At 54.7% G+C, this 22,992-nt stretch carries 2 protein-coding genes (1 of these 2 only partly in view); both read right to left on the bottom strand.

Going from position 1 to position 22,992, the window contains the following annotated elements; genetic code table 11:
* A protein-coding gene (locus tag IAE55_RS03965) for an SDR family NAD(P)-dependent oxidoreductase (protein WP_200630984.1) crosses the window boundary here: on the bottom strand, positions 1-12,451 show its 5' portion. The gene continues 5,852 nt to the left of window position 1, outside the view; 12,451 of the gene's 18,303 nt are visible here — the first part of the coding sequence; its start codon is at positions 12,449-12,451; its stop codon lies beyond the left edge, outside the window.
* A complete protein-coding gene (locus IAE55_RS03960; protein WP_200630983.1) occupies positions 12,448-22,986 on the bottom strand; it encodes an SDR family NAD(P)-dependent oxidoreductase in 10,539 nt (3,512 codons plus the stop codon). The genes IAE55_RS03965 and IAE55_RS03960 overlap by 4 nt, the downstream gene beginning before the upstream one ends.
* Between the last annotated feature and the right edge of the window lie 6 nt (positions 22,987-22,992).

The raw sequence follows: 22,992 nt of genomic DNA, 5'->3' as shown, positions 1-22,992 counted from the left end.
CGCCCGATATGTCCGAAGTGTTGCGATGCAATAGCGGATGAAGAACAGCGGACCGGGGACCGCTAGATGCCGCCTGATCATCTCGAGGCGCGGATAAGTTCTCAATCTCAGGAACCCAGTATGGTTCACCTGCAAAAGGATACGTTGGCAGACTGATGCGGAATGGTTTACGTTCTCCGTAAAGGAGGCTCCAATCCACATTCAGTCCTTTCACCCACAGTCCCAATAACTGATCGTATTTATCCCGTTCCATCCATTTCAGCACTGTCTCCTGAAAGTCGGCGTCTGCCTCAATGACGGACACAATCTCTTTATTCCGTTTAGCCTGTCCCCGAACGTAGATTTTGCCGAGCCCTCTTCCTTGCATAAAAGCATCGAGCTTCTTCTCAAGCTCCTCGAGGCTCTGAACGATTAAGCCCAGCCTTTCCTCCATCGCCTCGCGCCCGACTTGAAGGGTGTAAGCAAGGTCCGGCAGCTGCTCATCGGACCACTGCCCGCGGCGTATCGAGGACAGCAGCCGCTCCGCTTGGGCCTTGAGCCGGTCCTCGTTTTTGGCGGACAACAAAATCAAGGCTCGGTTAACGGTTCCATTATCGTTGTGGTGATCCAGCGGATCGGTGTTGTATTCTTCCACGATGACATGCGCATTTGCACCACCCGCCCCGAACGAAGAAATGCCGGATCTGCGCGGGTATTCCCTGCCGTCAATGACCGGTCGCTCCCATGGAGCGGTTGCCGTCTGTACGGTAAAAGGCGTTCGACCAAAATCGATGTTGGGATTCAGTCCGGCGTGCATCACATTACGAACCAGCGTCCGGTGCTTCATCTGAAGCAGCACTTTGGTTAATTGGGCAATCCCGGCGGCCGCTTCGGCATGCCCGATGTTCGATTTTACGGACGAGATGGAACAGTAACCTTTTGCATCGGTATATCGGGTGAAGACGTCGGTCAGTCCCTTCACTTCGATCGGGTCGCCGAGCGCTGTTCCTGTGCCGTGGGCTTCGATGCAGCTGATGGTTCGCGGATGAATTCCGCTCTGTCCCAGCGCTTTGTCGATCGCCTGGGATTGGGAAACCGGGCTGGGAACAGTATATCCGTTGGTTTTGCCCGCATGACTGACAGCGGTTCCTTTGATCACCCCATAGATTTGGTCATGATCCCGGATTGCTTCATCCAGCGGTTTCAGCAGGACGGCGCCAACTGCTTCGGACGGAACATATCCGGTCCCCCCCTCGGCAAATGCCCGGCAGCGTCCATCCGATGCATTGAATTGTCCCTGGCAGAGCGTCACGTATTTGCTGGGATGAATCGATAAATTCACGCCGCCTGCAATGGCCAGCCGTGATTGGCCGTTTCGGATGCTTTCGCAGGCCAGATGCACAGCATACAGGGATGAGGAGCAGGCGGTATCCACCGTGAGGCTCGGTCCGGTAAAGTTCATCACGTAGGAGACTCTGTTGGCGATCGAGAACATTTGGCTCGTTGCGAGGTATTCCTCCTGATTGGCTTTGTTCGCGGCATCAGCCATATAAAGCTGGTAATTGTTAAACGTTGCTCCCACGAATACGCCGATCTGGTTCCCGTAACCGTCTTGTCTCAACGAATCGCGGGTATATCCGGCATCTTCCACGCATGCCCAGGCCGTCTCGAGAAACAACCTTTCCTGCGGATCCATGTACATGGCATCCCGAGGCGAGATGTTGAAAAATAGCGGGTCAAAGTATTCGATCCGATCCAGGAAACCGCCCCATTTGCTATAGCTCAGCCCGTTTGCCACCGCCTTGGTCCGATCCGGCTCATAGAAGCCTTTTAGCGGCCAGCGCTTTGCAGGAATCTCTTCGATGCAGTCTTTACCTTCATAAAGATTCGACCAAAACTGATCCAACGTATCCGCCAGGGGATATCGACCAGCCAAACCGACGATGGCAATATCGACAGCTCCGTTCTGTCCTCCATTTGGGCTTAGGTTTAGCCCAGATATGGCGCCGGCATCTGGACCTGCCTCGTTCTTAGTCGCTGAATCTTGGCTTTCCCGGTGAGATGGTGCAGGGACTGTCTCCTCCACAAGGGAAGCCTGCTTGGCCAATTTCCGATCTTTTGGAGCAGAAATATGGATTGGTAAGGGCTCGGAAACATCGGGAAGCAGGCACTCCACCGCCTCCTTGTGATGAACCGCCAAATAGTCGGCGAGCTGCTGGATATTGTTATATTGATAGAACAAGGTGGACTCCAGCGTTCCGATCCACTGTTCGACTTTGGCGTTCAATCCGGTGATCATCAAGGAATCGAGACCGATTTCCTCAAAGGAGGCCTCATCCTCCAGCCGATCGTAGGGAACGCCGGTGACCTCGGCCACGATCGTTCTTAAATGGCCGACTGCCGCTGCCGCCAGCGCCGTTGTTTCATCATGGCGCCCGTTGGTACGCATCTGTCCATCCTGTTCCGATTGGATTCTAACGTCATTCGGAATTATTCCATCCTTCGGCAGAGTAGGCTCTCTATCTCCACGTGAGGAGAGATCCTTATCACTCTTTTCCCGAATGGATATTACCTTTGCGGACGCGGCATCCTCCTGGCCTTGTACCGCCTTCACCCAATAATATTCACGGGCAAAAGGGTAGGTTGGCAAATGGACAAAGCCCGGCGGTTCCTCGCCAAACAACCGATCTCCATCTAAGGAATAGCCTTGGCAGTACAAATCCGCCAGAGCGAGCAGCGTGTCCCGGTAGGTTTGCGCATCTCCCCGTTGACTTTGGCTTTGCCGCATCAGCTCATCGACATACTGGTTCAATGCCCGTTGGGCGGTGAATTGGCGCGATACCCTGCCCTCCACGTAATGAGGGGAGTTCATACCCTGAAGGGACTGCCGCAGCACGTTTTGGGCATCCGACAAGTCTCGAATCACGACAGCCGACCGGTATTGAAAATGCTGCCGACCTTGAAGCAGGGTGTAGCTGATCTCCTTAAGTTCTTCATCGGACCGATCCCCGGCAGCCAGGTATTCGGTCAAGTCCTCCGCCCGGGTCCTCAGGGCTTCCTTGGTCTTGGCCGACAATAGAAGCAGGTAATACGGCGGATTTCCGGCTGTCGCCCGGTTTGCCGCATCCGGATAGCTTTCCACCACCATATGCGCATTGGTCCCGCTCATGCCGAAGGCACTGACGGCACCGACCCGGGTGCCCTTTCCGGATACGTCCCATGTCCGTCTGACCCCATTGACGTAAAACGGACTGTCGTCCCAACGGATATACTCATTTTCACGCTCGAAATTCAGGCTTGCTGGAATGACGCCATGACGCATGGCCATCACCAGATTGATCAGGCTGACGAGGCCGGAGGCTGCAAAAGTATGTCCGAAATTGGTTTTGGCTGACGTTACCGCACAATACCGCCGTTTGCCCGTAAAGGTCCGGAACGCCTCATTCAAAGCGTTGATTTCGACCGGGTCGCCAAGCTTGGTTCCGGTGCCGTGCGTGACGATATACTCGATCCGTTCCGGGTCAATGTGATACTGCTGGTAGACGTCACGAATCAAGCGTGCTTGTGCCATTTCGCTCGGTGCCGTGATGCCGTTGGTCTTTCCGTCATAATTGACGCCGCTTCCGCGGATCACCGCATAGATCGGGTCCCGATCGGCCACTGCTTTCGACAAGCGTTTCAGTACGATGACCGCAACCGCTTCGCCCGGAACCGTTCCGTTGGCCCGCTGATCAAAGGCGTAGCATGTTCCGTCCTCCGACAGGATGCCCGCATGGCTGATGCCGTCGTAGGCATCAGGTGTAAGCATCAGGTTGACGCCTGCGGCGACGGCTGTGTCGCATTCCCCGTTTCGTAGGCTCATGCAGGCTTGATGCACTGCCACCAGCCCGGAAGAGCATGCGGTGTTAATCGCCATATTCGGCCCCGACAAATTGAGTACGTAGGATAATCTTGCTGCCAGGATCGCATTGTGATTGGAAGTGATGCTGCCCTGCTCTTTAGTCAACAAATGATAGTCGCCTTCCTCAACGCCGACGAACATGCCGATCGTGCTTGACTTGAGCCGTTCTTCCCCATATCCGGCATCCTCCAGCGCCCGCCAGGCTTCCTGTACCAGCAGACGCTGGCGCGGATCGATCCATTCCGCCTCCTTGGGGGAGATCTCAAAGAACAAGGGGTCGAATTCGCCGACACCGGGAATCGTTCCGGACCACCGGCAGAATACCTTGTCTCCGACTGCTTCGGCCTCGCGGGTATGATGCTGCCAGTCAAAGCGGTCCAGAGGCACCTCCGAAACGGCCGATTTTCCTTCCGACAAAATGGTCCACATGTCATCGATCGTTCTGGCTCCAGGGAATCGTCCGCTCATTCCAATGATGGCGACAGGCTCCGTTCGGTCACCTGTGGCTTCCGACACCGAATGCGAGAGTTCCGACACATGTGGTCGGGTAATCTCGGCTTGACCGGCTTCCGGAGCTTGTATCGGGCTTGGGCGCGCAGCCAGGCGACTGCTCGAATCCGCGGCAGGCTCCCGTATTCCGGAGACAAGCAGAATCTGTTCCTCGTTCGCTTTGGCTGCTTCTGCCGATCTGTCCAGCCCTTCCGCATAGAAGGACAGCATGGGTTTTTCATATTCATCCATGAAATAGCCTGTCAGTTTAGCAATCGTCGACTGCCCGAAAAATATCGACGGCGAAATGTCGAGACCGTAATACTCGCTGAGCCTAGTGGCAAATTGGGCCAGATGGATGGAATCAAAGCCGAAATCGGCCCAGTTTTCATCGGAATCGAGATGATGGGCCGGAATGTGAAGCAGTTCGACGATCCTCTCCTTTATGTCCCACTCCAGACACTGCTCGATGCTCCACCCTTTCATTTCTTTTTTGCGTCCTTTTCCTCCCGGAGAGTCCGGAGGCACCTGGAAGGTTGCATTGATTGCCGTTTGAGTTTCCTGTATCCGATCTGCCTCTGACCCGGAAATGCCCAGAAAACGGCGTATGCGGCTTGGACGGCCCGGAAGTAGCAGCACCTGCGTTTGTTTCGACGCGAGAATGCGGTCAAAAGCATCCAATCCCTCTCCCGTCTCGAGCAGACGCAGCCCGCTGGTTCGCAAATACATATCTGTGCTGTCTGGATCGTGGAAGCCCATGCCGCCCTCTTTCCATAACGGCCAATTGATGATTCGTGTTTTCCCGATTACCGAATCGGCCCGATGCTGTGCATAAGCCATTTCAAAACGGTTGCCCACCGCATAGTCGCAGGCGCCGAAATCGCCCAGCACGGATGATGAAGAACCAAAATAGCAAACGAATTCGGGCGGATCGGACTGCAAAAGCTCATCCAGAATCAGGGTGCCGGAAATTTTGGGCGCCAGCACTTGCAAAAACGCTTCCGCGTCTTTCTGCAGAATGTTTCTGCCGTCCGAGATGCCTGCCGCATGAAGGACCCCGTTTATTTTTCCAAAACGGCGCCGTGCATCATCTAAACCGTTTCGCATAGCCTCGATATCGCAAAGGTCTGCTTGCAAATAATAAACATTGCAACCTAGCGCCTCCAAAGCGTCAATCTCCGACTGCTTGGCCGGTTCCAGCGTGGATCTGCCGGTCAAAATCAGGTTCACGGCATGCCTAGCTGCCGCATGCTTCGCGAACTGTAATCCGATCCCACCGCAGCCGCCGGTAATCAAGTACGTGCCGCCCTCCCGGATCCAGCTGCGGACGCTTCGTTCATCGGTGCTTATTTCCTGATCCGCCACCGGGTGGACCCGGCAGACGCGGCGGTCGTCCCCCTCGTACAGGACGCTTTGCCCGAGTTCGGCTCCAAGCTCATCCCAGATGTGCCGGAACCAGGCCAGCGGTCCTTCTTCATGGCCGGAATTCGCAGCGAATATTGCGGTGGTCACCTGTATGCCCTGCATGACCTGTCCAAGCGAGCGCTCGAATCCAATCCATGATTCCAAGTGGCAGCGTTCCAGCGGATTGGAACAGCGCCCCGCAAGAAGCAGCTGTTTCGGTTTCAGGCGGGCTGAGGCCATGGCTTGAATGATATGAACAATCGATGCATAATCGCAGGACAACGCCGGATTCTCCATTGCCCACATGTACAGAACGGAGTCCACTTCGGGGAATCGCTCTTTCACATTGGCGAGCGCATCCGCATACGTTTTCGGATCGGTGACAGTTAAGGTATGCTCGTCCACTGACAGCCCGGTATCGGGGGTGTGGCGGGAAATAAACATGATGCGGGTCTCTGGGCTCCGTTCACGGACCATCGCTAATAGCTGCTGTTTATGCTCATCTTCGTTCAGGAAACAGAGCAGCGTACGCGGCTTCCAAGATAATGAACCGTCATGTGGAAGATCCTCCCGGGCCCAAACCTCCTCGAACGACATCAGCACCTCGCTTTCCTCAGGAAGCGGGGACGAACGATATCCCGACTCGGCAATCTCATGCGCTCCTCCAATCGTTTCCGTTTGGAGGGGTACGCTTTGCGGCTGAACGCTTAGCCAACCTTGCTCTTGGGTTGTTGGCATCGATTTCTGATGGGCGGCCCAATAATGTTCCCTTTCGAATGGATAGGGCGGCAGTTCGATTCGGCGTGGAAAGCAACCGGCATAAAGGGTAGTTCCATCAACGGAATATCCCTGGCAGTAGAGATCCGCCAAGACCAATAGGATTTCCTTATATGTATCCTCTGGTTCTTCCTGTTCCGCAGCTCTGCGGGTTAAGTCGGATGCATATTGACCGATCATGCTTTGTCCGACAAAATCAACAGCTACTTTTCCCGTAAAACGGTTCGCCTGTTTGTCTCTTCCGCCGGATGCTGCCAATAGGAAAATGGCTTCCTGCACATTTCTGGCCACCACCGCCATTCTGTGCTGGAAGTGCTGCCTTCCCGTCAGCAGCGTATAGCATACGTTTACAAGATTCTGTTCGGTAAAGGAGTCCTTTTGCAGCCATTCCGCCAATTCACGGGCTTTGGTTTCCAGCGCTTCTTTCGTTTTGGCGGAAAGGGCGAACAGGAAATGGGAGGGTTCCACTCCTGTTTCGGGCTCAGGGCATGAAGCGTAGCTTTGAACAACCATGTGAACATTCGTGCCGCTCATGCCGAAGGCGCTTACCGCACCCAAGCGTCCGGATTCCGTTTCCGGCCAGGGGACACTCTCCCTGCTGACATATACGGGACTGTTTTCCCACTGTATAAAATCATTACCCTGCTCCAAATGTGTGCTGCCAGGAATCAGCTCATGACGGAACGCCTGAACCAAATGAATCAGATTGACCAGTCCGGAAGCGGCAAACGTGTGTCCAAAATGAGGCTTGTTGGATGAGATGGCACAGAAGCCTTTTTGATCCGTGTAACGTCTAAATGCTTCCTGCAACGCGCCTACCTCAACCGGATCCCCCAATTTGGTTCCTGTCCCGTGCGAGACGATATATTCGATATGCTCCGGATGAATCCCGGCCTGATCGTACACCGACTGGATCAGTTCCGTCTGCGCAACCGCGCTCGGTGCAGTAATTCCGTTGGTTCTGCCGTCGTAATTGATTCCGCTGCCGCGGATGACACCCAGGATCGGGTCTCCATCCTCTTCCGCCTTGGAGAGCCTTTTCAGTACGACAACGGCAACCGCCTCTCCGGGAACCAAGCCGTTCGCCCGCTTATCGAACGTCAAGCATTTCCCGTCTTTGGAGAGCATACCGGCCTTGCTCATCGCCAAGTATGGAGCAGGAGTAAGCATCAAATTCACGCCTGCAGCAATAGCGGTATCGCATTCGCCGCTGCGGAGGCTAAGGCAAGCTTGATGTGCGGCGGCAAGTCCGGATGAGCAAGCAGTGTCGACCGTTAGCACAGGTCCCTTCAAATCCAGGAAATAAGAAAGCCTTGCCGCAAGGATCGCATTATGGTTGGAGGTAATTCCTTGTTCGTGCAGGAGCTGCTGATAATCCCCTTGCTCGGCACCGACGAACATGCCGATACGCCCCTGCTTAATTTGGGCATCTCCATATCCTGCATGTTCCAACGCTTTCCACGCTTCCTGCAGCAGAAGTCGCTGCCTGGGATCCATCGTTTCCGCATCCTTCGGAGCGATATCGAAGAATAAGGGATCGAACTCCCTGACACCGGGAAGACTTCCCAGCCATTTGCTGTCCATGGACCCCGCTGCACTTCCGGAATCACTGTAATACGAACGCCAGTCAAACCGGTCATCCGGGATTTCCGAAACCTCGATGCGCCCCCCGGCAAGGACGGACCACATTTCTTCGATGTCTCTTGCTCCGGGAAACCGGCCGCTTATGCCGATGATGGCGACGGGTTCCGGATGCTCTTCAGACGACGATAAAGAAGCACGGGGCAGTCCTTTTGCGTCAGTGTTAACCGCCGTTGTCCGTAACCGCGTTGGGAGAGGCTGTACTCCCTCTGCTGCGGGCGTTTCCCTGTAAAAGTCGGCGATGACATCCCGAAACTCCTGGCTCATGTAATGCAACAACTTTTCAATCGTGGAATGGCCGAAAAAGACGGACGGAGAAAGGTCAATCCCGAGTAGCCCGGAGAGCCGGGCTGCCAGTTGGGACAGGCTGATCGAATCAAATCCGAAATCCGCCAAATTGGTGCTGAGATTCAGCCGCTCCACGGGAAGATGAAGAATTCCCGAAATCTGCTCCTTCACGTCCAGCTCCAGGCATTGCACTGCTTGCAGACCGAGCATCTCCGCTCTCCGTCCTTTGCCGGTGGACGGTTGAGCCATTGTGCTCTTCATAGTAACGGCTGACGTTTCTTTATTGACGATCGGCGTGCGTCTCACCTGATCTCTGATGAAGTATCGCTCCTTGGCAAAAGGATACCCCGGCAGGCTGATGCGCCTCGGTTTCATGTCCACGTACAGCCGTTCCCAGTCAAGTGCGGCGCCCTGCACCCAGAGTTCCGCTACAGGTCTGAACTGTTCATCCCGGACCCATGCCTCGATGTTCCGGTCGATTTCGGCTTGGACCTCTACCTGGGCACCCCCCATGACGGTCCCGCGGAAAAGTCCGTCCTGAAGGCTTCGTTGCTGATCGCTGACAAACTGCTCCAATGTAAACCTCAGATCTTCCATGGAACCCGCCAGAAATGCCAACCGTTCCTCCATAGCCTCTCTGCCTACCTGCAGCGTATAAGCAATGTCGCCGATATCAGCTTCAAGCGCGAATTCGCCGTGGACGGCCTTGAGCAGCTGCTGCGCTCTCATCTTTAAGCCGGCTTCATTTTTGGCAGAGATGACGATGATGGACTGCTTTCGTTGCTTAGGCGATAACCGGGTAATTCCCGGTTCATCCGGCAAATACTCCTCCAGGATGGTATGGGCATTGGATCCTCCGGCACCAAACGAGGAAATACCTGCCCTGCGTGGATAGACATGCTTTTTTCCTTCCTCCTGGATCATCGGCCTTTGCCAGTCCTCCATATGCTGCTGCACTTTAAACGGCGTCTTCTGAAAAGAAATATTGGGATTCAGCCGTGAAACATGTAGGCTTGGAACGAGCTTCCGGTGCTTCATCTGCAGAACGATTTTGGTCAAGCCGGCGATGCCGGCTGCCGCCTCCAAATGACCGATGTTGGATTTGGCCGAACCGATTGCACAGAAACCGGTATCCTTCGTATCCACAGCAAACGCCTGGGTGAGACCCTTAATCTCGATGGGATCGCCCAGTTCGGTTCCGGTTCCGTGGGCTTCAAGATAAGTAATCGTTCTGGCGTCGACGCCAGCTTTGTCGAGTGCGGCCCGGATCAGATCACCTTGAGCTTTCGGGCTTGGAACGGTATAACCGTTCGTTTTGCCTCCGTGATTAATGCTGGTGCTTCGGATGACGGCATGGATGTTATCCCGATCACGCACGGCGGTGGACAAGGGCTTCAAAATGACGACGCCGACGCCCTCGCCGGGTACGAAACCGTTAGCTCCTTCGCCGAAGCTGCGGCATTTTCCGTCCGCGGACAGCATGTTTTGCGCGCTTAACAAGGTATAGCTTGAAGGGTGAAGATATAGGTTTACCCCTCCTGCGATGGCGACCTCGCACTCGTCCCGGCGAAGATGTTCGCAGGCTTCGTGAATGGCTGTCAAGGAGGAAGAACACATCGTGTCCACCGGCATGCTCGGACCGTTGACATTCAGGAAGTACGATACCCGATTTGCCACGGAACTGAACGATGTGTAGGGATGGACATTATCCCCCTTATCCCTCACCTCAGGCCCGTATAGATCGTGGCCCGTTTTCGTAACACCCGCATACACGCCAACCCGCCGGCGATGCCGGACTGACAGCAGCTCGCGTGTATAACCGGCATCCTCCAGCGCATGCCAACAGGCTTGCAGGAACAAACGCTCCTGCGGGTCCATCATCATGGCCTCTCTCGGGGAAATGTTAAAGAACAGCGGGTCAAACTCCGCAAATCCCTCCAAAAAGCCGCCCCACTTGCTATAGCTCATGCCGCTTTCGACGGCCGTCCCGGGATCCGGCGTGTAAAACCCATTTAAAGACCACCGCTCTTCAGGTACTTCGGTAATACAGTCCTTCCCAGCCATCAGATTATCCCAAAATTGCTGGACATCATCTGCCTGTGGATAACGGCCGCTTATCCCGATGATAGCGATGGGTTCATTTGCCGGTTTCTCCTGCCGTTCTGGTCGATCCGTCTGCACCGTTGCAGGCAGGGTTGATGCTGCCTGCCGATTTTTTCTTCGGGATACCAGAGTCGGAAATACGCTCTGCGCTTGCTCCTCCGGTGCGGTCGTTTCCTGAACGGATTCATTTTCGTAACCGCTCCAGCGGAAGCATGCATCGGTATGGGCCGATGACAGATAATCCGCGACCTCCCCCAGCGTCATGTATTCATAAAATAAAGTTTTGCTCAGATCTCCAAAAATCTCCTCCAGCTGCCGATTCATTTGATTGACGATCAAAGAATCGAGGCCGTAGCTCTCCAACGGTTCGTGAAGGCTTATTCGGGAAGACGGTACCTGGATCGTTTTCCCGAACAGCTCTTTAAGCTGTTCGGCGGTACGTTCCTTCAGCATATCTGAGTTTAAGTGAGTAAACGATGCAGCGGTTTGCGCCAGAGAGCTAGTGGATTCAGAAAGACGCGAACTTTCAGCCGCGCCTAACAGCTCATGCCTCCAGCGTTCGATATCTCCGGATAATGTCATGATCTGATCATGTTTGGTCGCGATTCCGAAATATAGAACCTCGAGTCCGTCTGACGTTTCCATGGCGGTCAGTCCCCGGTTTCCGTTCCTGCCGTCCTCCGTATGGTTTGCGACTTCCATTCCCCCATCTTTCCAGAGCGGCCAATTGATCGATATCGTCCGGCCGAATCTCAATCCTTCCGCAACGAGCCGGTTCCGGTAGGCCGCGTACGCGTCCATATAGGCGTTGGCAAGCGCATAATCCGCCTGTCCCGGGTTGCCGAGGCTTCCGGCAATGGAAGAGCAAAGAACAAGGAAGTCTAGAGCCATGTCTTGTGTTGCTTGATCCAGAAAGGTCAGCCCTGTCACTTTGGGGGACAACACCCTGTGCATTTCCTTAACCGTTTTCCTTAGAATGTATCCGTCCTGGATGACCCCCGCGCAGTGGATGATTCCGTTCAGAACGCCATATTTGCGTATCAGAAGCAGGACCAGGTCGTCAACCTGATCTTTGTCCGCGATATCGGCCTGAATATATTCGACATTCGCCCCTATGGAGCTTAGAAACGCCAGCTGCTCTTCTTTCTTCGCGTCCAAGGGAGCGCGGCCCGAAAGAATGACGACAGGGCGGATGGCTTTTCGGCAGATATCGGCTGCAAATTGGCGTCCGAGTCCACCCATGCCTCCGGTAATCAGGTAGACTCCTCCATCTTTCCAAGGGGTGACTGCACCCCTTTCTTCCATCTTCTCTTCCCTCCAGCCAAAACAGCTAACAGACCCGAATTGAATCCGGAGTCTTTCACAGTTGCCGGTGGACTTCGCTTCCATGATCCAATGAACAATTGCTGTTTCGTTCACGCCTTCACCGATCTCGATCAGCTGCGGGACAATCCGGGGGTTTTCCTGACGAGCCGTATTTAAAAAGGCATACAGCCCCGTCTGCAATTTGAGCTCTCCCGCTGAATGGATGACGAGTTGAACCAACACTTTTCCTGTTCCTCTGTCTTTCATCGCCTCCTGAAGTGCTAATAACATGCGATCGGCATTTTCCATCAAATCCAGATCTGGCCGTTCAGAGCGGTTGCTTGCCAAAACGATTTGCTGCGCTTCGGGCAGCCTGCTGCGGCAGAGATCCTGGAAGTGAGGTTCTAGTCCGCACAAAAACAGAATGTGCTGCGTATAAGCAGCATCCGCCTCCTGAAACTCATTAGCCTGAAAGTCCGTTTCTTGATAAAACGGGGTGAGTTGTAGAATATCTGCGGATGGTGCTGCTTTGCCGGATCCATCCCCGTGGGTCGGTCTGCTCATCTTCTCATCTCTCCCATTTCTGAAATTGTTACGGCGGAACGGAAATCCCGCTCAGGCATTTTCACCGTCAAATGACTGAATCGCGCACACAAAGTTCCCTTTGAATCATATAGGTCCAAATCAATCGTCCGCGTCTCACTGAAACCGCCATCCTGTTCGCATAGCGAGACGTAAACCCACATTGCGTGGGCACCCGTGTCCTTGATTCGAATTTCTGCAGCTGTGATCGGAAGAGAAGCCGCACGAAAGCGAATCGGTTCGCCCAGCGGATTCACCCTGGTCCAATCGATCGCGCAAGCTAGCTGAAGGGCTTGATCCAATACGATGGGATGAAGCACCATTCGGTGCTCTTGGTCATTCGTCAAGCAGTCAGCCGAAATTTTAGCCAGCACCTTCCCGTCTCCGCCCCATACGCTCTCGATAATCCGCTGTTCGGGCGCACTGAGGATATCGGATGTTTCAAATGAACGGTACCACTCCTGTTTCGTCCAGGTTTGGATGGAGCAGCGGGCTTGAATCGTCGAAAGATCTGCGCGCTCTTCCGGGACCGTCTCCCAAAGAACCGACCCTTGATTGAGTACGACGGGCTCGGGCTCGGTACCCTCAGCCAGCGGCTGTGCCCGAATTTCATAAGCGAGGGTCTGGTCCTCTTCGGCAAACAGCTCCAGTTCCAAGGTGACACCATCCTGCACCAGATCTAGCGGTTTGGACCATGCCACGCCCCTAAGAACGATGTCCTCAGCCGGCAGTTTCAAACTATTGGACGACAGCGCGGCACCTGCTCTCGCCATTTCCAGGCATGCTCCTCCAGGAAGACGGTAACCTCCTTTTTCCTGAAGCTTGATCAGGTAATCCTCATCTCCGGTTATGAGGGAACGGAATTTTACACCGGACAAATCAGATACATTGTCGTGCAGCAGCGGGTGGCGCTCTAAAGGAGATCCGGATGGATGATGCAGTCGCCGCGCTGCTTCCCGTTCCTTGGAAGTTTCCGAAATCCAGTATCTTCCTTTTTCGAATGGATACGACGGAAGCGAGACAACGGTATGCCCGGTCCCTTGGAACAAAGCCTCGATATCCAGAACATAGCCTTGTACGAAAAGCTCTGCTACGGCCGTCAGGCGTTCCATATACTCGTCCGGATCATGAATGCCCTGCAGCTCATGGATGCATTGATTTCCGTATCTTTTTAGAGTCAGCCTCTCGCTGCGTTCGTTTTCCTGAAAGGAAGCCGTAAAGACTTGCTGCTGCAGATGACCACCTGACAGCCACCCATGAAGGAGTGATTGTAGCTCTACTTCCGATTTGACCACACAGGCAAACCTATGGTTCAAATGCTTTCTCCCCAGCAGCAGCGTGTAGCTGATGTCGGCAAGCGGCGTTTTTTTGTGCTCAGCCATGAAGTCCGACAGCTGTCGAACCTGCTCACGCAGCTGCTCAGAGGTCCGTGCGGACAAGACGATCAGGTGCCCCGGCCGGCTTGCCGATACTCGCATAGGAGCTATAGCTTCTTCAATGACGACATGGGCGTTGGTTCCGCTGAAACCGAATGAGCTGACGGCGGCAAGCCTTGGGCGCTGCCCTTCCGGGGTCCATTCTTTCAGGCTTGTATTGACGTAAAAAGGGCTGTCTTCGAACGAAATGCCGGGATTGCCCTGGTGGAAATTCAGCGTAGGCGGAATTTGCCCGTGTTTTAAAGCAAGCAAAATTTTGATGATGCCGGCCACGCCCGCCGCGTGAGCGGCATGCCCGATATTGGTCTTGATCGCGCCGATCGCGCAGTAGCCGCTTCGGTCGGTATACTTACGGAAAGCTCGCGTAATCGCCTGGTATTCGATCGGATCGCCCAGTTTCGTTCCGGTGCCATGCGCTTCGACGACTTGAATATGCGAAGGATCGATGCCGTATTTGTCATATACGCCGCACTCCAGCCTTTCCTGGGACAGGGCGCTTGGCGCGGTGATCCCGTTGGTCGTCCCGTCTTGATTGAGCCCGCTGCCCCGAATAACCCCGTAAATCCGGTCCCCATCTGCCAAGGCCTCCTTCAGACGCTTCAGCACCAGAACGCCGGCTCCCTCTCCGGGGACGAAACCGTCGGCACGTTCGTCGAACGTATAGCTGTGCCCTGTAGCCGATAGCATCCCCGCCTTGTTGGTGCTCAAATAATACCAAGGCGTTGACTGAAGGAATACGCCCCCGGCCAATGCCAATTCCGTCTCCCTGGACCTCAACCCCTGGCAGGCCAGGTGGACGGCGACCAGCGAACTGGAGCACGCCGTGTCAATGGCGATGGCGGGGCCTTTCAGATCCAGATAATAGGCGATTCTGGCAGGGACGACCGACCCGGCCATTCCCCAAAAGGCCTGCGGCGGACGCTCGCTTCCCGCCAGAGACGAATAATCGCCGGAACCGCCCAGGCAGCCGACATACACGCCGCACTGGCTCCCCTGAACGCGATTGCCTGCGTATCCGGAATCCTCCAGCGCTTTCCAGCATTCCTCCAAGAAGACCCGCTGCTGCGGATCCATGTAGGTGGCTTCCAGTCCGTTAATGTTAAAAAAGAAAGGATCAAATTGGTCGATGCCGTCCACAAATCCCCCAGCCTCGCAGAATGCCGAGCCCGGTGGATAGTGGTCGGACAGGTCCCACCTTGGAGAGGTGCCGATCAGCTCCTCGCCTCGGGATAAGTGCTCCCACAGCTCATTTACGTCGGCCGAACCGGCAAATCTGCCGCTCATTCCGATGATCGCGATCGGTTCGTGTTCCTCCTCCCATCCCTGCGCATCAGATGGATTTCCGCTTTCCTGTGCAAAAAGGAACTGTTCGCTTTCCAAGGCAGGATGGTCCATCGACACGAAGCTCTCATCTCCGGAATCCTGAAGTTCGTCTTCCGCTCCATCATTCACCAAAGCGGACGCAGGCGGCAAAAACTCTGCCAGTGTACCGGCAGCCCCCTCCCGGTGATCCTTCAAAATATACGTAGTCAACTGACGGACCGAACTGTAATCAAACAAAGTGGTCGTATCCAGTTCGATGTTTAACGCCTGATTCAAAATTTGCACGAGGTGAACTCCGATAATCGAATCAAGTCCGTAATCGGCAAATGATTCATCCAGATCAATATCCTGCGGATGCACCTTCAGCGCCTCGGATAGCTTGTCTACGATCACCTCTCTGACATGATGCTCCAGCCTTTGGGAAATCAGCTCTTCGTCATGAGCTTGAGCCGGCTGCGGGGCGGTGTGGATCGTCCGTTCTACATCGTTGACCTGGACGGATACTGGTTTAATACGCTTCGTCACTTGTCTGTGAATCAGCTCAAAACTTCCGGAATCAGCCAGCGGACCGTTTCTCGATCCGCTCAAGGAAGGTTTTCTTCTTACGGTTCGCCCACGGTCAACGCCATGCACAGAGGCCTTGACGCGAATCGTGCCGTCGCTTGCTGCGGCAATAATTTGCTGTCCCAAGGAATGGGCATGCGCGGCCGGGAACTCAACCTGCCCATACCCTTCGCTTTCGAGCGTTGACTTCCACGACTCAGGATACAGTCCTGGACATCCCGGTATCCGGATTTCCGGATCGTCATACAACCACCAGCCTTCAAGGAGTCCAAAGGTCAGATGGGTTAGAAGACGACTGCTGCTAAGTTCGTTGATCAGAAGATGACCATTTTTCTTCAGCAGCGCCTTGGCGTGTCGCAGCGTCCGGCGTGTGTTTCTCGTCGCGTGCAGCACGTTGGCCGCGATGGCAATGTCGAACTTTCCTTTTTTGTCCATCCATTCCGTACCGGGATCATCGACATTAAATAAATCGTAAGTCAGATAGGAGACATGAGGGCCATACTCATTTTCCGCGTGATGCAGAAAGGCTTTGGATATATCCGTGTAGCAGTACTCCTCGATCCGGTCCTGATAAGGCTGAAGCCTGCGGAAAAGCAGGCTGCTCGTCCCTCCGGTTCCCGCTCCAATTTCAATCAGCCTGACTTTGTACGACGGATTCCGGCGCCATATCTCCTGGATGATGGCCACGGCCGAATCCGCCAGCACCTCGTTGAAGTAGTCCGCCACAGGGTTGTTCTTATAGATTCCTTCCACCCGGCGCATGGAGGAATTCGGGAACATCATATCGGTAGCACGGATTTTACCGCTTAAAATATCAGGCAGCACCTCCAGCATCGTATCGGCCAGGCTCATCCAAGGCTTCAGGCTGGAATCGGTACTCCAGTGTTTCTTATGCTCATCCCAAGCGGATCGCGCAAAATCCGGATTCTGTGTAACATCTTCCGCTAAGCGATATGACTCGCCGGCTCGTATCAGCCGCCCTTTCCTGGTCAATGCTTCCAGGCTCTCCTCCAGCCAGCGGGTATATCGTGGAGAAATATGGGCCTGCTTGCACAAATTATCACGAGTTCCGCTTATGCCATGGAACATCCCCATGGATGCGAGTCGTGACAGAAGCATGGTTCCGAGCACATCATCCGCTTCGTGTGCCAGAACCAAACCTTTCTCCAAATCCAGGGCGGTTTGGTTTCGGTCCGGAAGCTGCTGCAGCCACGAAAAGGAACCGCTGTCCGTATCCGGCAGCATTTCGACTCGATCTTCGGTGCTCATGCCTTCCACCACAAGTTCCCGAGTCGTTCGAATCATGGCCATTTGACGGAACGGAGCGGATAGTAGAAGCTCCACCGCCTCCATACCGTCCGCAGGCTCGATTAGCCCCATGCCGATGCGCTCTAGCTGCTTGACCTCTTCTGAAGCATCAGCTTCCGGGCTGCTCCAGTAACCCCAGTTCATGATTTTGACCGGGCATGACCACTCCTGCGACATCCGGTGGGCGAATGCGTCTTTGAACGCGCTGCCCGATGCATAATGGCTTTGTTTCGCATTTTTAATGAAGCTGATCAAGGAGGAGAAAAACAGCACGAAATCCAGCGGTTCTTCTTCAAATACTTTTGCCAGCCTTACGCTGACATCCACTTTGGCGCGGAGCGCGGCCCGAAACGAATCCTCGCTCATACCGGCAAGATCCTGATCGTTCAAAACCATGGCGGAATGGATGACGCCGTTTATGCGTGCATACTTCCCCTTAATATGCATGTAGGCTTCACGCAGCGAAACCTCGCTGGACGCGTCAACCGACAAGTACTCGGGCTTTGGTCCAAACGCAGCGATCCGGCCAGCTCGGCTACGGATTTCTTCGTCCAGCGGTCTTCGCCCGATCCATACGATTCGGGCCTGATAAGTGCGCACCATATATTCACTGAAAGCTCTTCCGATGCCTCCGGCTCCGCCGATGACGACATATACCCCGCCGGTTTGCAGCAGGGATCTTTCCGGTCGTACCGGCGCATGTACCCGGATCAGCGAATGCTTATGCCACTTCCCGTTTCGGTATGCCCACGGGTGGCCACGACGGTCGGCAGGAAGCGAGAACAGGGTGTCCAGCGGCCAGTCGCTTTCACTCTCGAGGTCGGCAATCCGGACGGACCAGTTCGCATATTCTTTCACCAAGGATCCTGCCAGACCGTGAACTCCCGCATGGGCGGGCTGAACCTGCTCCTTGCCCGATACCGGCAGGGTTTCCGTCGTAATGATGGTCCACTGCAAAGGCTGTTCGTTATAACGCCGATCCAGGAATGCCTGAATCCATCGGAATAAAGGAAGGATCCCTTGTTCCTGGGCTTGAATCCAACCCTCAGAATCGGCCCAACCGGACTTGGACTCTGGAGCGATCCACACGACGTGGTCAATGCGGCATAAGTCCCCGAGTCTCGCGCTGATCGCGGAAACCGAATCTTCCTCAGCGGGCACCAGCACGTGGGCATCTGGAAAATAACGCCGGATGAGATCCGCTTGTCGGCTTCCCCCCACAATTAGCATTTCACCTTTAAGGGACGATGGGGCGAGAGCGGATATGGTTGCTGCCGGGACTTCATCCCAAACAGGAAGCAGATGGACGTTTCCTGCAAGACTCACCGGATCATGACCGGCATCTTCTTCATGCGGGTCGGATGCGCTGTTGGTTTGCCTCGCCTCATCGGGATGATACTGCGTCATTTCCTTCATGTTCCGGTGGAATTGCGTTTCCTTTGCATTTGAATCGGATATCCTTGAGGCAAGTGCTCCTTCCAACACCCGGGTCGAAAATCCTTTCATCCGTACACACACCCGGCCGCTGGCATCGCATAAATCGATATCCAGTTTTTGCGTGGTTGCCGTAGAATCGTCTCTCTGCCGGATCCATGCCCACATTTCAGCTTCGCATGGTGCGTATAACTCCATTTCCTGGAGTGCAAACGGCATTAACGGTTTGGAAGTGCTGGAAGGATGGCCGCTTGATGCTCGGGAGAGCTTGTGCAGCCCGATTGTGGCTTGCAGCGCCGAGTCCATCATTCCTGGATGCAGAACGTAATCGTTGGCTTCGGATGCAGCAGCATTCGTCAGCATTAACTTGGCAATGACTTGGCCCTCTCCGACATGGATGACGTCGATCCCCTGGTGATCCTGACCGTATTCCATGCCCATGAGCCTAAAGTTCGCGTAAAGGTTGGAAGAAGAAAGAGATTGGTCTCTGCAAACCTGTAAGATCCGATCCAAGTCCAGCGCAGGCGGACTCGCCACAGATTCATCCGTTTCCGCTTGCCCGGAACTATGGATGACTCGTCCCTCTCCCTCGCTGTTACTATAGATTTCAAAAGAAATGCGGCCGCCGTGATCCTCGAACAACCGGATGGTCAGCTTGTTTTCCGAATCGTCCGCAACAAACGGCCGAATCCAAACGATGTTTTTCAGCCGTATCCCTTGAGAAGCTTCCTTTTGGGCTGAGCGCCCGAGGGAATGCAGCGTGGCTGCCCGTGCCATCTCCAGATAGGCGACGCCGGGAAGAACTTTGCTGCCTTGTACCCTGTGGTCTGTCAGAAAAAATTCCGCGCCCGACAGGCGTGTCTCAAACCGCTGCTCTCCGAAAACGGACACGTTCATATGCAGCAGCGGATGAATAGGGGTGATCGTATTGGTGACCGGGATCGTCTGCGGAGGACCCAACGTAACCGTCATGTCCGCCGGGATCCAGTATCTTTCCTTGGCAAAAGGGTACGTAGGCAGGCTGATTCGGTTAGGCTTGTCGTTCCCATGGACCGCAGCCCAATCGACAGCTGTTCCGAGAACCCAAGCGTTTGCCAGGCGTTCGATATCCCCGGTTTGCTCCCATAAACGGACATCCTCCTTTCGGAACGCTTCCGGACCTGATGAAATTGATTTCGCTTGCCCCCTGAATATGCCCGGCCACGCTTCGTCCCCATCCAGAAACGCCCGAAGACTTTGAATAAGTTCATCCACCGTGTCAACGACGAACAGAATCCGCTCCTCTAAGGAGACCCGTCCGACCTGCAGCGTATAGGCGAGATCCTTCAGGTAAACTTTGTCCTGATCCGTATGGACCTCCAACATCGCATCACCAACAAGTCCGGCATCCCCATATATATCCTGAATTTGCTCAGCATACTCGTTTATCAGGTAGTCTGTGACGGAAGAAACCGTGCTTCGCTGGCCCCATTCGGATTCGTCCATTTCGATATGAAGCTCATTGCGGAGCGTTTCTTTCAGCAGCCCGAAGTGAACCGGCTCAACGCCGTAGTCTCCCCACGGAACGCCGGTTTCGATCAATTCATCACGAACAAACAGGATTCGGGCCAGGTACCCGCACAATGCTGTTTCAAGCCGTTCCTTGACATGATTTACAAGCGGTTGTTGAGCGGTAATTCGTTCTTCAATCTTTCCGGTTTTCTTGCCCTGCAGCAGGTAATCCAGAAGACGCTCGGCATATGCCCTGAGCCGTTCAGCATTTTTGGCGGATAATGGCACGGCCGTTCTCGTTACCCGCTGGTTTTCATTTCTGTCCTGCTGCTCAATGTTTCTGGGCGGTCCTACATATTCCTCCAGCAAAAGGTGGGCGTTGGAGCCTGTTGCCCCAAAAGAGCTTAGGCCGGCACGCCTAGGCAAGGTTACCTGTAACCCGTTTTGCTCTACCACAGGATGCATCCACGCCTCCGTCTTGTTCTGGACATAAAACGGAGAGCGGTCGAAATCAATATAAGGATTCAGCTCCTCCGCATGCAGGGAAGGAACGAGCGTTTTGTGGTAGATTTGCAGGGCGGCTTTCTGTAAACCGATGACACCTGCCGCGGATTCCGCATGCCCGATGTTGGACTTGACCGATCCGATCGCGCAGTATTGGCGATCCTGGGAATCGCCGCCGAAAGCGCGGATCAAGCCTTCCATCTCAATCGGATCCCCAAGCGACGTACCTGTGCCGTGGGCTTCAACGTACCCGATCGTCCGTGGATCGATTCCGGCCTGCGACAAGCAGTCGGCAATAACTTCCGCCTGTGCGACCGGCCCGGGAACCGTGAACCCGCTTACCGCTCCGACATGATTTACAGAACTGGCTTTGATAACGGCATAAATGCGGTCACGGTCTTCAATGGCCTTGCCTAACGGCTTCAGCAGCACTGCGGCCGCCCCTTCGGATGAGACATAACCGTCCCCATCCTTGCCGAACGTCCTGCACCGGCCATCGCTGGAATGCATTCCCCACAGTCCGTAGGTCACGTACTTGGCTGGATGGAGCGACAAATTGATCCCTCCGGCCAGCGCAACCTCGCTTTCTCCACGCCGCAGGCTTTCCACTGCCAAATGGACGGCGGTTAAGGAAGATGAGCACAGCGTATCGACCGTCATGCTCGGTCCATGAAAATCGCAATAGTACGAAACGCGGTTTGCAATCGGACCGGTCTGCAGCGACAGCGGGAAAGTCGCCCCACGCGACATCGCTTCCGCCCCGATGAGCGAATAATCCTTATGCATGACACCGGCGAATACACCGACTCTGCGCCGGGCATTGCCGTGCGGCGGTACGATTGTATCGGGCGTATAGCCGGCATCTTCCATCGTCTCCCAGCAGACCTCAAGAAACAGGCGTTCCTGGGGATCCATCGTCTCTGCTTCCCTTGGGGAAATCCGAAAAAACTTCGGATCAAACGCATCCGGGTCGTCGATGAACCCGCCCCATTTGGAAATGTCTTTTCCCGATGGGGATTTGATATGCCCCATGCTCACCCGATCCCAACGCGAAGGTGGGATCTCCGTCACGCAGTTTTTTCCGTCCAGCAGGTTTATCCAGAACTCATGAATGTTCCCTGCCATCGGATACCGGCCGGCCATGCCGATGATGGCAATGTCACCCTCCGATCCCGAGCCCTTCGATGGGGCAGAAGAAGGCAGCTGTATCCTTGCCTTGCCAGATGGCTTCCTATCATACTGCCGTTCCTGCTCGTCAGACGGTGCTGGCGGCATGAATCTGTCATGGTAATGTTTGTCCAAATAGGAGGCAAGTTCCTGGATCGTTGTGTATTCGAATAACAACGTCGGCGACAAAGTCGTACCGATTCTGGACTCCATGGTTTTCACCATCCCCAGTAATCCTGAAGAGTCCAGACCAAGCTCGTAGTACCCGGCACGCCGATCGATCTGACCTCGGGCAATACCGAGTCTGTCCGCCAGGATATCGACCAGAAACTGTTCGATCGACTCAAGCGTTCCGCCGCTCTCCCGCGAAGCCAAGGGGTAGTCCGTTCCGGATTCGGCTTCTCCGATAGTCCCGATTCCGTTCCAATCCAGTCTTGAATCAACACTGATCCGGCCGGCTTCGCGAACCCGCTTGACCGTAAAATTCCGCAGCTCCGCAACCTTGCTTCCCTGGGAGTTGAAAAACTCCATCGTCCAGGAGATGAGCTCGTTCCGCCGGACGACCGAGTCTTTCCGGACAAGGGTATGACATTGCAGCTGTAGAGGCTCCACGGCGCGAAAAGATTCATAATACAAAGGCAGATACAAACGCGGTTCATCGGAAACCGGAGGTGCCAGAAATCTCGTTGCCCCTACCCCGCTGCCGTCGATGAGCGCAGGATGAAACAAAAACTGTTGCGCGCTCGGCTTGGCATCGGGTGCGACGCGAACGTCCATGATCACGGAGTCCGGCCGCTCGTAAAGCATCCCCTCCACTTTGATCCATCCGGTGTGGACCAACTGCTGCTCGCGGTACTCGCTGTACATTCGCTCCAGCGGTACTACAGCAGGTGCGGCGTGACGACCCGGTTTAAAATCCAAATGATCATTGATAAAAGAGGACGCCTCCGTCAGATGCATTTCGGCTTCGGCATATAATTGGCTTTCGCCGAACGGCCGATCGTCCCCGGAAGAATGCCCTTGGTGCCCTTGGAGCCGAATCCCCCATATGCCGGTCATCTGGCGATCGGCAGCCAATTCCAGCCTCACACTTTCGGAACCGCTGATCAGCACTGGCCTGTGGATGGCCAGGTTGCGCAACTCCAGTTGCCGAAAGGAGAAGCCGTGCTTGTTAAACGCCTGATAGATTAGGTCAATATATGCCAAACCCGGCAATAAAGGCTGCCCGAATGCTTGATGGCCCGCGATGATAGGATTTCGGGCAGACAGATTAAAATATTCGTATATCACTTGGCT

It is taken from the genome of Paenibacillus sp. S28 (genome assembly GCF_016624415.1).
Lineage (GTDB): Bacteria > Bacillota > Bacilli > Paenibacillales > Paenibacillaceae > Paenibacillus_AQ > Paenibacillus_AQ favisporus.
The sequence above is the reverse complement of the archived record's forward strand: the minus strand, read 5'-3'. Positions and strand labels throughout refer to the sequence as shown.